Below are 12232 nucleotides of genomic sequence, written 5' to 3' on the forward strand. Positions count from 1 at the left end.
CATGACTTTGCGTTCCGCCCGTTGGTTGATTGTGCCCGTTGCCGCGATGTCGCTGTCCGCTTGCGGCATCAACAGCGTTCCCACCAAGGAAGAAGCCGCCAAAGCCAAATGGGCGAATGTCGAGGCCGCATACCAGCGGCGCGCCGACCTGATCCCCAATCTCGTCGAAACCGCCAAGGGCGCCTCGAAGATCGAGCAATCGACGCTCGAAGGCGTGATCCAGGCGCGCGCCTCGGCAACGCAGGTCAAGCTGAGCACCGACGATCTCGAAGATCCCGCGAAGGTGCAGGCGTTCCAGCAGGCGCAGGGCAATGTGTCGAGTGCGCTCGGCCGTCTGCTCGTCACCGTCGAACAATATCCCGATCTCAAGAGTCAGGCACGCTTCGCCGACCTGATGACCCAGCTCGAGGGCACCGAGAACCGGATCAACGTGTCGGTTCAGGACTATAATGGCGCGGTGCAGGATTATAACACCACGATCCGCACCTTCCCCGACATCATCGGCGCCAAGATCGTCCATGGCGCGCAGCCGATGACCCCGTACAAGGCGATCACGCCCAACGCCAATCAGGCGCCGAAGGTCGATTTCGGGCAATAAGGTGCGGTTCGCCGCTCTTGCTGGTCCGCTCGCGATCCTGACGGTCGCGGGCGGCTGCAAGGCGGCACCGGCATCGTCCGGCGCCGCAGAGCGTTCGGCCGTGCTCGCATCCGGGACGGAATCGGCTTTCTGCGATGGCGTCCCACCGATGGCGCTCAAAGGTCGCGTGACCGATGCGGCGAAGATTTTGGGCGCGGAAGACGAGACGCGTCTTTCCGATCGGCTTGCCCTCTACGAGCAGCGGACCAAGCACCAGATGGTCGTCGCCACGACGCCCAGCCTGAACGGCGCGCGGATCGACAATTTCGGAACCTGCCTCGGCCTACGCTGGGGAATAGGAGGCAAGAAACAGGACGATGGCATCGTGATTCTGATCGCACCTAAGGAACGCGAGATGCGCATCGCGACCGGAGTGGGCATGGAAAGCATCCTGACCGACGACGAGGCTTTGGAGATAGTCAAGCAGATGACACCGCATTTCAAGAATCTGGACTATGCTGGTGGGCTGTCGACGGGCATCGACGCCATCGCCGCGCAAACGGGAGATCCGCAATGAAGTCCGTCCTGCTCGGCTGGGCGCTGGGCCTGTCGCTGCTCGCCGCACCCGCCACGGCGCAGACCTTTCCCAAACTGGCGGGTGCGCCCGTCGTCGACCAAGCGGACATCATCCCCGCCGCCGAGGAAGCCGCGCTCAATACGCAGCTTCTCGAACTGGAGAAAAGGACCGGGCACCAACTCGTCGTCGCGACGGTCAACGACCTCGAAGGCAATGACATCGCCGACTATGGCTACAAGCTGGGCCGCGCATGGGGGATCGGTGACGAGGCAAAGGACGACGGCGTCGTTTTCCTGATCGCGCCCAACGAGCGGCGGATGAACATCGCGGTCGGGCTGGGGCTCGAACCCGTGCTGACCGACGCGCTGTCGGGGCGGATCATCCGCGACGTGGTGACGCCCAAATTCAAGGCGGGCGACATGCCCGGCGGGGTCCAGGACGGCGTCAATGCGATCGCACAGCAGATCCAGTTGCCGCCCGAAGAAGCCGCGGCGCGCGCCGCGGCGGCGGACTCCGCCGAACGCGACCGCGCCGGCGATGGCGATATCGGCGGGCTGATCTTCGTCGGCTTCATCATCTTTTTCTTCTTCATCCTGCCGATGCTGTCGAGCATCGGACGGCGCGGCAAGAAACGGCGCCGGGGCGGACCGTGGGACGCGCCGATCATCATCTGGGGCGGCGGCGACTGGGGCGGCGGAAGCGGCGGCGGATCGTCGTGGGGCGGCGGCGGTGGCGGCGGCTTCGGCGGCTTCTCGGGCGGCGGCGGCTCCTTCGGGGGCGGCGGCGCCTCGGGCGGCTGGTAGGGGACGCAGGACATGCCGAGCAAAATCAACCATGTGAGCGAAGCCGATCACGACATCGTGACCGCGGCGGTCGCGGCGGCCGAGGCGCATACGAGCGGCGAGATCGTCACCGTCGTCGCGGCGAAGTCGAACGATTATGACGATGTCGCGCTGGTATGGGCGAGCGTCATCGCGTTCATCGCCATGTCGGTGATCGCGCTCTTCCCCGATTTTTATCGCGGCATCTATGACCGGCTGACCGGCGGCTGGGGGCACGAATTCACCGCCAACCAGTGGCTTGGGACGGTGATTGCCATCGGCGTGCTCAAATGGATCGGCATGTGGGTGATCCTGCTGTGGCGCCCGCTGCGGATGGCGCTGACCCCGCGCGCGATCAAGGCGCAGCGCGTCCGCGCGCGCGCGATCGACCTGTTCAAGGTCGGGACCGAGGCGAAGACGATCGGGCGCACCGGCGTCCTCCTCTACCTCAGCCTGAAAGAGCATCGCGCCGACATCGTCGCCGATGAGGCGATTGCCGCAAAAGTCTCCGCGGACGTATGGGGCAATGCGATGGCGGCGCTGATCGAACGCGTGCGCGCCGGCCAGCCCGGCGAAGGCATGGCCGAGGCGGTGCGCCAGATGGGGATCGTGCTCGCCGAACATTTCCCGAAGGGCGATGAGAATCCCAACGAACTTCCCGACCGCCTGATCGAGATTTAACCCCTATCGTCATTGCGAGGGCCGAAGGCCCGTGGCAATCCAGAGCGGTGCGGAGCCGCCCCTGGATTGCTTCGCTTCGCTCGCAATGACGATAGGATGGATATGACCCGCCCCTCCCCCGACACCCCCATCGAGACGCGCTGGGAAGGCCGCTTCATCACCGTCAGGCAGCAGGGGACATGGGAATATGTCTCACGTTCGCGCGGTATCCACGCCGCAGTGATCCTCGCGATCGACGAAGGCGCCGACGGCCGTCACGTCATCCTGGTCGAGCAATATCGCGTGCCGCTGAAGATCAACTGCCTCGAACTGCCCGCGGGGCTGGTCGGCGACGATACTGCGGGCGAGGCGTCGGAAATCGCGGCGCAGCGCGAGCTTGAGGAGGAAACCGGCTATCGCGCCGACCATTGGCGCAATGTAGGCGAGTTTTTCAGCTCGCCCGGCATGGTCAGCGAGAGCTTCACGCTGCTGATCGCGACCGGGCTGACCAAGGTCGGCGAAGGCGGCGGGGTCGATAGCGAGGACATTATTGTCCACCGCGTGCCACTGGACGGCATCGCCGATTTCGTCGCGGCGAAACGCGCCGAGGGCTGCGGGATCGACGTGCGCGTCGCAATGCTGCTCGCGGGCGGGTTGCTCGCCTAGCGCGCCCCGAACCGCCAGCGCAGCAGCGGGCGCGCGAGCAGCAGACCGGCGAGGAAGCCGCCCACATGCGCCCAGATCGCGATCGCGCCAAAACCACCGCCGCCGGCAAGCCCGATCAGCAGCTGAACGCCGATCCACGCCGCGGCGAGCCAGAGCGCGCGCACCCAATGGCTGGGAATCGGGCCGATCGCCGGCGTTTGCGAGCGGCTGAAGATCAGCGCGAACATCGCGATCAGCGCCGAGATGGCACCGCTGGCGCCGATCATCGGCACCGTCGACTGCGGGTCGGCCAGAAACTGCGCGAGCGCGCCGGCATAAGCGCCCACAACGAGCAGCACCGCCATCGCTTTCGCGCCGAGCGGCGCCTCGAGCTGGCGGCCGATAAACAGCAGCACGAGCAGGTTGAAGACGAGATGCAGCACCCCGCCGTGCAGGAAGGCCGAGCTGAGCGGCGTCAGGAAAAAGGGCAGCAGCGTCCCCGGCGGGGCGATCAGCTCGGATCCGAAGCGCGCGGGGATGAAGCCCGCGCCGAGAAAGGCCTGCGCCTGATACCCGGTGATCGCCAGGACGATGAACAGCGCGACGCAGACGAGCGCAAAGCCCGTGACGAGCGGCGCGTCCTGCGGCTTCATCGCGCTGCCTCCATCAGATGAATTCGATTTTCTTCACCAGATAATATTTGTCGCCCGCTGGCACGGTGACTTCGATCTCGTCGTCGACGCGGCGGCCGATCAGCGCGCGGCCGAGCGGCGAATTATAGCTGATCTTGCCATCCTTCGCGTCGGCTTCGGCTTGACCGACGATCTGGTAGCGCACCGGCTTGTCGTCCTCATCGGCGAGGGTGACGGTCGCGCCGAACACGATGCGGTCGCCCGACAAGGCCGTCGGGTCGATCACCTGCGCGCGCGAAAGCTTGTCTTCGAGGTCGCCGATCGTCGCTTCGACTTGGCCCTGACGTTCCTTCGCAGCGTGATATTCGGCATTTTCCGAAAGGTCGCCGTGCGCGCGCGCTTCCTCGATCGCATCGACGATCAACGGTCGCTCGGCCTTGAGGGCAGAGAGCTGCGTGCTCATCTTCTCATAGCCTTCTGCCAGCATCGGCACCTTTTCTACGCTTGCCATTATCCTGTTGTCCTTCGTCAATAATCCAGCGCCAGCGAAGTTTCGCCGGGCGGCTGCGCCGCTGTTCCGTCAATGTCGGGGGGTGGAGCGGTATCCTCAATAATAGTCTTGAAGCGGCTTCACTTCAAGACTGTGCGCGCGCAATGCCCCGATCGCCTGCGTCGCGGCATCGCTCGCCGCGGCCGTAGTATAATAGGCGATGTCGGCGGCGAGCGCCGAAGCACGGATCGACTGCGAATCCTGCAGGCTCTGCCAACCCTCGGTGGTGTTGAAGATCAGCTGCACATCGCCGTCCTTGATCCGGTCGACGATATGCGGGCGGCCCTCGGCGACCTTGTTGACGCGTTCGACGTCGATCCCCTCGCCCGCCAGATAATCGGCGGTGCCGCCGGTCGCGATCACCTGCCAGCCCCATTGGATCAGCTGGCGCACCGCGCCCACGATGCGGGGCTTGTCGCTGTCCTTGACCGACACGAACAGCCGGCCGGTGGTCGGCAAGCGGTCGCCGGCGCCGAGCTGGGCTTTCGCAAAGGCGAGGTTGAAATTGCTGTCGATTCCCATGACTTCGCCGGTGGATTTCATTTCGGGCGACAGCACCGGGTCGGTGCCCGGGAAGCGCGCGAAGGGGAAGACCGCTTCCTTCACCGCGACATGTTTGATGTCGCGGTTGATCTTCGGCAGGTCGGCAAGCTTCTCGCCCGCCATCACCCGCGCCGCGATCTTGGCGATCGGCGAACCGACCGCTTTCGCGACGAAGGGCACGGTGCGGCTGGCGCGCGGATTGACCTCGATCAGGAACACCTCGTCGCCCTTCACCGCGAACTGGATGTTCATCAGCCCCAACACGCCCAGCGCGCGCGCCAGCGCTTCGGTCTGGCGTTCGATTTCGGCGATGATGTCGGCCGAGAGGCTGTACGGCGGGATCGAGCAGGCGCTGTCGCCCGAATGGACCCCGGCTTCCTCGATATGCTGGAGCACGCCCGCGACGACGACGTCGGTGCCGTCGCAGAGCGCATCGACATCGACCTCGATCGCGTCGCGCAGATAGCGATCGATCAGCACCGGCGAGTCGCCCGATACCTGCACCGCGGTCTCGATATAATTTTCAAGCTGCGCCTGATCGTCGACGATCTCCATCGCGCGGCCGCCGAGCACGTAGCTGGGGCGCGTCAGCACCGGATAACCGATGCGCGCCGCGACCGCGATCGCCTCTTCGCGGCTGCGCGCGATGCCGTTTTCGGGCTGTTTCAGGCCAAGCTTGTTGACCAGCGCCGCGAAACGCTCGCGGTCTTCGGCCAGGTCGATCGCGTCGGGCGAGGTGCCGAGGATCGGGATGCCGGCGTCGGAAAGCGCCTGCGCCAGCTTGAGCGGGGTCTGGCCGCCGAACTGGACGATCACGCCGACGAGGGTGCCGTTCTGCTGTTCGACATGCAGGATTTCGAGCACGTCCTCGGCAGTCAGCGGTTCGAAATAGAGGCGGTCCGACGTGTCATAGTCCGTGCTCACCGTTTCCGGGTTGCAGTTGATCATGATCGTCTCGTAACCCGCCTCTTCGAGTGCGAAGCAGGCGTGGCAGCAGCAATAATCGAACTCGATCCCCTGCCCGATCCGGTTCGGACCACCGCCAAGGATCACAACCTTCTTGCGATCCGACGGGTTCGCCTCGCACTCGGGTTCGCCAAACGTCGGCGCTTCATAGGTCGAATAGAGATAGGGCGTCTGCGCCTGGAATTCGGCGGCGCAGGTGTCGATCGTCTTGAAGACAGGACGTACGCCGAGCCGATGGCGCAGCGCGCGCACTTCGGCCTCGGTCACGCCGCCGGTCATCGCCTTCACCGTTTCGTGGATCAGCCCGCTGCCGCGCGCGGTCGCGCGCTTCGACCCCGGACGCAGGTTCGCCGACTGGAGCGCCAGATAGGCGAGGCGCTTGTCCGAAAAGCCCATCGCTTTCAGCTTGCGCAGCCCTTCGGCATCGCGCGGCAGGCCGTTTTCGCAAACCTCCTGCTCGGCGGCGACGATCTCGGCGATGCGCTCGAGGAACCACATGTCGTAACCCGCGATGCGGTTGATCTCGCTGAGGGGCAGCCCCTCGCGGATCGCCTGCGCAGCGTTGAGCAGCCGGTCGGGGGTCGCCTTCGCCAGTTCGCTGCGCAGCGTGTCGTGGCTCGCGCCCTTGAGGCGATCGACGAAGTTGAAGCCCGAAAGCCCTGTTTCCAGCCCGCGCAGCGCCTTTTGCAAACTTTCGTGGATCGTGCGGCCGATCGCCATCACTTCGCCGACCGACTTCATCGCGGTCGACAGAACAGCCTCGGCGCCCTTGAATTTTTCGAAGGCAAAGCGCGGGATCTTGGTCACGACGTAATCGATCGTCGGTTCGAACGACGCCGGGGTGACCCCGGTGATGTCGTTCATGATCTCGTCGAGCGTGTAGCCGACCGCGAGCTTCGCCGCGACCTTGGCGATCGGGAAACCCGTGGCCTTCGACGCCAGCGCCGACGAGCGCGACACGCGCGGGTTCATCTCGATCACGATCAGGCGGCCGTCCTTCGGGTTCACCGCGAACTGGACGTTCGACCCGCCGGTTTCGACCCCGATCTCGCGCAGGCAAGCGATGCTCGCGTTGCGCATGATCTGATATTCCTTGTCGGTCAGCGTCAGCGCCGGCGCGACGGTGATGCTGTCGCCGGTATGCACGCCCATCGGATCGACATTTTCGATCGAACAGATGATGATGCAATTGTCCTTGCGGTCGCGCACCACCTCCATCTCATATTCTTTCCAGCCGAGGAGCGATTCCTCGATCAGGACTTCGGTGGTCGGCGAGGCGATCAGGCCGCCACGGACGATATGCTCGAACTCCTCGCGGTTGTACGCGACGCCGCCGCCGGTGCCACCGAGCGTGAAGCTGGGGCGAATGATAGAGGGCAGGCCGGTGCGTTCGAGCACCGCGAGCGCCTCGTCGAGGCTATGCGCGATGCCGCTGCGCGCGCTTTCGAGCCCGATCTTGGTCATCGCGTCGCGGAACTTGATCCGGTCCTCGGCCTTGTCGATCGCCTCGGCATCGGCGCCGATCATCTCGACGCCATATTTGGTCAGCGTGCCGTCGTTGAACAAAGCCAGCGCGGTGTTGAGCGCGGTCTGCCCGCCCATCGTCGGCAGCACCGCGTCGGGGCGCTCCTTCGCGATGATCTTCGCGACGATCTCGGGCGTGATCGGCTCAACGTACGTCGCGTCGGCGAGGTCGGGATCGGTCATGATCGTCGCCGGGTTGGAGTTGACGAGGACGATGCGATAGCCCTCCTCCTTGAGCGCCTTGATCGCCTGCGTCCCCGAATAGTCGAACTCGCACGCCTGACCGATAACGATCGGGCCGGCGCCGATGACGAGGATGGATTGGATGTCGGTTCTTTTGGGCATTATTGGACCTTGTCGGCAGGTATTAGGTGCGAGGACCAGAACTCCCGGAAAGGGAGATCATTTGGGGGAGAGTCCTTTGACGCCGTGAACACAGAAAAGTGAAACGGGACGGAGTGCTTCACACATCGGACGATTTCACGATCCCGATCCGTGCTGGAGGCCTCGATAAGCTGGCGGTGCGAGATCTCCACTTCCGAATATCTAGCGTCGGCTGCGCCACATTTTCGAATTTGTTCTAGCGAAAAATAGGGGCCTCCCAAATCGGGCATCGACCCTGTCCCCTGGATCTTTCCATACCCACCCCGCACACCATCTGGGAACTCGAATAAGAGCGTCAATGGAGGAGAGGCCACATCGCTTTGGGCCGATTGCCCCGCCGCCAGCGCGAGAAAAATATAGCCGACTGCTGCAATCACTTCAGCCCACCCACGAACTTCTCGAACAGATAGAAGCTATCCTGCGGCCCCGGGCTCGCCTCGGGGTGATATTGCACGCTGAACGCGTTCTTCCCGGTGATCGCGATGCCGCAGTTCGATCCGTCGAACAGGCTCTTGTGCGTCTCGACCACGCCGCCCGGCAGTGTCGATGCGTCGACCGCGAAGCCGTGGTTCATGCTGGTGATCTCGACGATGCCGTCGCCCTCATCGCCACCGACGCGCTGAACCGGGTGGTTCGCGCCGCGATGGCCCTGATGCATCTTCACCGTCTTCGCGCCCGCGGCGAGCGCGAGCAGCTGGTGGCCGAGGCAGATGCCGAAGATCGGCACATTGCGTTCGAGCAGCCCCTTGATCACCGGCACCGCATAGTCGCCCGTCGCCGCGGGATCGCCGGGGCCGTTCGACAGGAACACACCCGCGGGGCGCAGCGCGACGATCTCTTCGAGACTGGTCTTCGCGGGCACCACGGTGACGCGCGCGCCGGCCTTGACCAGGTTGCGGAAGATATTGTCCTTCGCGCCATAATCGACCGCGACGACATGCGGCGCGGGATCGCCCGCGCGCTTGTGGTCCGACGCGGCATAGCCCGAACCGAGCGCCCACACGCCCGCATCCCAAGCGCCCTGGCGTTCGCGCGTAACGGTCTTGGCAAGGTCCATGCCCTCCAGCCCCGGCCAGCCCTGCGCGAGCATCAGCAGCTTATCGATGTCGAATTTGCCCTCGGGATTGTGCGCCACAACCCCGGTCGGCGCGCCGCCGTCGCGGATGCGGCGGGTCAGCGCGCGCGTGTCGATGCCGGCGAGGCCGATCAGCCCCTGCGCCGCCATCCACTCGGGCAAAGTCTGGACGCTGCGGAAATTGCTCGGCAGCGTCGGCAATTCGCGCGTGACGCAGCCGATCGCGGCGCGCTTCTCGCGCTCCATATCCTCGGGGTTCGCGCCGACATTGCCGATATGCGGGAAGGTGAAGGTGATGATCTGCCCGGCATAGCTCGGGTCGGTCAGGATTTCCTGATAGCCGGTCATCGCGGTGTTGAAACAAATCTCGCCTACGCCCGCGCCGGCCGCGCCATAACCGATCCCCCACAGGATCGTGCCATCGGCAAGGACGAGAACGCCAGTCGCACCAGAAGGCTGGCTTGCGGGCGCGGCAGAGGGGTTGGCAGGTGCCATTCAACATGCTCCGGACGGGGGGCTAAACGGCCGACCAAGTAGGCGGCAAAAAAGTGATTCACAAGCTATCGGATTTGGAATCTTGGCGCTAGAGAGGGCCTTTCCGAAATTTGCAGCGCATGGGGACACGTATGATTCGTGACGACATCAAGGCTGCGCAGGTCGCCGCGATGAAAGCCGGCGACAAGGCGCGGCTCGGCACCATCCGGCTGATGCTGGCCAAGATCAAGGACAAGGACATCGAACTCAGGACCGGCACCCCGCCGGCCGACGACGATGTGCTCGTCACCGACGTGCTGCAGAAAATGGTGAAGCAGCGCCGCGAGTCGATCACCATGTACGAACAGGGGGGCCGCCAGGAACTCGCCGACATCGAGGCCGCCGAAGTCGTCGTGATCGAGGATTTCCTGCCCGCGCAGTTGAGCGACGACGATGCGATGACCGCGATCAAGGCGATCGTGGTCGAGCTGGGCGCCGAGAGCCTGAAGGATATGGGCCGCGTGATGGCGGCGGTGAAGGAACGGCTCGGGAGCCAGCTCGACATGAGCAAGGCGAGCGGCTGGGTGAAGGCGGCTTTGAGCTGATTCCGCTAGCGGCGCTGGCCCACCCCTAACCCCTCCCGCAAGCGGGAGGGAGCAAGGAAGCCCGCGGACTAACCTCTCCCCTCCCGCTTGCGGGAGGGGTCGGGGGTGGGCATACCGCTAGACACATGGACGGACAGTTTCAGCCACGAGATACGCCGCACGCAAGGGAGTTGCGCAACGCTGCGACGCCCGCCGAGCGGACCCTATGGCGCTGCCTTTCCGGCCGAAAAATCGACGGTTGGAAATTTAGCCGACAGATGCCGGTCGGTCCTTACTTCGCTGACTTTCTTTGCCGGGAAGCCCAATTGATCGTCGAACTCGATGGATACTCGCACGACATGCGCCAAGCCCATGACGAGCATCGGGATCATTGGCTTGCTCAAAACGGGTTTCGAGTCCTTCGTTTCACGAACAGTGACGTGATGGCGAACGTCGAAGGCGTCGTGAGCGAGATCGAACGCACTCTTGCCCTGCTGCCCACCCCTAACCCCTCCCGCAAGCGGGAGGGGGACATATGAATTCGAACACGGCTCCTCTCCCCTCCCGCTTGCGGGAGGGGTCGGGGGTGGGCATGGCGCACCTATGACCCTAACCCCGCAATGGCTGGACGAACTCCGCTCACGCGTCACGCTGTCGACCCTCATCGGCCGCACGGTGAAGGTCACCCGCGCCGGCCGCGAATATAAAGCGTGCTGCCCCTTCCATAACGAAAAGACGCCCAGCTTCACGATCAACGACGAGAAGGGCTTCTACCACTGCTTCGGTTGCAGCGCGCATGGCGATGCGATCCGCTGGATGACCGACCAGCGCGGGCTGTCGTTCATGGACGCGGTGAAGGAACTCGCCGCCGAAGCCGGGATGGAAGTCCCCGCCGCCGATCCGCGCGCCGCGAAAAAGGCCGAGGAGGCGGCGAGCCTGCGCGATGTCGTCCAAGGGGCGGCCGACTGGTTCACCCAGCAGCTCGACAGCAGCAACGGCGCCCCGGCGCGCGATTACCTCGCGAAGCGCGGCATATCCGACCCGACGCGGCGCGCCTTCGGCTTCGGCCTCGCGCCCGACAGCCGCAGCGCGCTGAAGGAAGCGCTCAAGAAATTCCCGACCGCGATGCTCGTCGAATCGGGGATGCTGATCGCGGTCGACGACAAGGAACCCTACGACCGCTTCCGCGGACGCCTGATGATCCCGATCCGCGATGCGCGCGGACGCGTGATCGCCTTCGGCGGGCGCATTTTGGGCGACGGCGAGCCCAAATATCTGAACTCGCCCGACACGCCGCTCTTCGACAAGGGCCGCGTCCTCTATAATCTCGACAAGGCGTCGCCAGCGTCGCGGCAGACGAACCGGATCATCGTCGTCGAAGGCTATATGGATGTGATCGCGCTCGCCGAGGCAGGGATCGCCGACGCGGTCGCGCCGCTCGGCACCGCGCTCACCGAAGCGCAGCTCGGGCTCATCTGGCGGATGGTGCCGGTGCCGGTGCTTTGCTTCGACGGGGACGCCGCGGGACAGAAGGCGGCGATGCGCGCCGCGATGCGCGCGCTCCCTTTGCTCCGTCCGGGCTTCAGCCTCGCCTTCGCGATCCTGCCCGCCGGACAGGACCCCGACGACATCGTTCGCGCGCGCGGCGCCGAGGGCTTTACCGCGCTACTCGACGAGGCGCAGCCGCTCGTCGAACGCCTCTGGGCGCACGAGGTCGCGGCGGGCCCGCTCGCAACCCCCGAAGAGCGCGCCGCATTGAAGACCCGGCTGATCGCGCACGCCGACGCGATCGAGGATGCCGACGTCCGCCACCATTATCGCGAAGCGTTCCGCGAACGGCTCGATACGCTCTTCGCGCGCAAGCAGCCCGAGCGCGCCCAGCGCCAGCCGTGGACGCCAAATCCGCCGCGCGGGAATGGCAATCGCCGCTTCGGTCCCGACCCGCGGTTGCAACCTCCGGCCGACGAAACGCGTTCCATCGGACAGGCCGGGATTTCAGCGCCTTATGTCGCAGCTTTGATCGGCGGGCTGCTGCGTTATCCCGAAGCGCTCCGGCGCAACGAGGAGGCGCTGACGCGGCTGCCGGTCGCCGATTCCAGCGACGCCGAACTGCTCGGCGTAATGCTTGACAGCGCAATGCGTCAGGAAGGGCTTGATTGCGAGGGGTTGCTTGCCATATTGGAGCCAATGAAAGTGTATAATAGGGCGATGACATTGCTC

The 12232-nt window shown here is 64.9% G+C and carries 12 protein-coding genes; 8 read left to right on the plus strand and 4 right to left on the minus strand.

The window, feature by feature from the left end; all coding sequences use genetic code 11:
- Nucleotide 1: 1 nt before the first annotated feature.
- The 5 genes from V6M50_RS12320 (at nucleotide 2) to V6M50_RS12340 (ending at nucleotide 3301) form a co-directional block, all read left to right on the plus strand.
- Nucleotides 2–598 (plus strand): LemA family protein, encoded by a 597-nt coding sequence (locus tag V6M50_RS12320; protein ID WP_332818863.1) that lies wholly within the window; start codon nucleotides 2–4, stop codon nucleotides 596–598.
- Nucleotide 599: 1 nt separating this feature from the next.
- Nucleotides 600–1154 (plus strand): TPM domain-containing protein, encoded by a 555-nt coding sequence (locus V6M50_RS12325; protein ID WP_332818864.1) that lies wholly within the window; start codon nucleotides 600–602, stop codon nucleotides 1152–1154.
- Nucleotides 1151–1957 carry a TPM domain-containing protein gene (locus V6M50_RS12330; protein WP_332818865.1) on the plus strand — a complete coding sequence of 269 codons (807 nt, stop codon included), beginning with the start codon at nucleotides 1151–1153 and terminating at the stop codon, nucleotides 1955–1957. Before V6M50_RS12325 ends, V6M50_RS12330 begins: the two co-directional genes overlap by 4 nt.
- Nucleotides 1958–1969: 12 nt before the next feature.
- Entirely contained in the window at nucleotides 1970–2656 is a 687-nt protein-coding gene (locus V6M50_RS12335; protein WP_332818866.1) for a TPM domain-containing protein, read from the plus strand.
- Nucleotides 2657–2758: 102 nt separating this feature from the next.
- The gene (locus tag V6M50_RS12340; RefSeq protein WP_332818867.1) at nucleotides 2759–3301 is read left to right on the plus strand and encodes an NUDIX hydrolase; all 543 of its coding nucleotides are present in this window, start codon (nucleotides 2759–2761) and stop codon (nucleotides 3299–3301) included.
- On the opposite strand, the gene V6M50_RS12345 is transcribed toward V6M50_RS12340, so the two are convergent.
- From V6M50_RS12345 to carA, 4 genes are all read right to left on the minus strand, one after another.
- The gene (locus tag V6M50_RS12345; RefSeq protein WP_332818868.1) at nucleotides 3298–3933 is read right to left on the minus strand and encodes a rhomboid family intramembrane serine protease; all 636 of its coding nucleotides are present in this window, start codon (nucleotides 3931–3933) and stop codon (nucleotides 3298–3300) included. The two genes, V6M50_RS12340 and V6M50_RS12345, sit on opposite strands and share 4 nt — an antisense overlap.
- A gap of 13 nt (nucleotides 3934–3946) precedes the next feature.
- Nucleotides 3947–4423, minus strand: a complete 477-nt coding sequence (greA, locus tag V6M50_RS12350; RefSeq protein ID WP_332818869.1) for a transcription elongation factor GreA — start codon at nucleotides 4421–4423, stop codon at nucleotides 3947–3949.
- A gap of 96 nt (nucleotides 4424–4519) precedes the next feature.
- Nucleotides 4520–7840, minus strand: a complete 3321-nt coding sequence (carB, locus tag V6M50_RS12355; protein WP_332818870.1) for a carbamoyl-phosphate synthase large subunit — start codon at nucleotides 7838–7840, stop codon at nucleotides 4520–4522.
- Nucleotides 7841–8252: 412 nt separating this feature from the next.
- Nucleotides 8253–9449, minus strand: a complete 1197-nt coding sequence (gene carA, locus V6M50_RS12360) for a glutamine-hydrolyzing carbamoyl-phosphate synthase small subunit (protein WP_332818871.1) — start codon at nucleotides 9447–9449, stop codon at nucleotides 8253–8255.
- A gap of 131 nt (nucleotides 9450–9580) precedes the next feature.
- Between carA and V6M50_RS12365 the strand changes: the two genes are divergently transcribed.
- From V6M50_RS12365 to dnaG, 3 genes are all read left to right on the plus strand, one after another.
- The gene (locus V6M50_RS12365; protein ID WP_332818874.1) at nucleotides 9581–10033 is read left to right on the plus strand and encodes a GatB/YqeY domain-containing protein; all 453 of its coding nucleotides are present in this window, start codon (nucleotides 9581–9583) and stop codon (nucleotides 10031–10033) included.
- A gap of 125 nt (nucleotides 10034–10158) precedes the next feature.
- Nucleotides 10159–10551, plus strand: a complete 393-nt coding sequence (locus V6M50_RS12370; RefSeq protein ID WP_332818872.1) for an endonuclease domain-containing protein — start codon at nucleotides 10159–10161, stop codon at nucleotides 10549–10551.
- Nucleotides 10552–10615: 64 nt separating this feature from the next.
- Nucleotides 10616–12232, plus strand: a 1617-nt coding sequence (dnaG, locus tag V6M50_RS12375; protein WP_332818873.1) for a DNA primase, incomplete at its 3' end; no start/stop codon positions are given.

Origin of the sequence: Sphingopyxis sp. (assembly GCF_036675685.1) — a bacterium.
GTDB lineage: Bacteria > Pseudomonadota > Alphaproteobacteria > Sphingomonadales > Sphingomonadaceae > Sphingopyxis.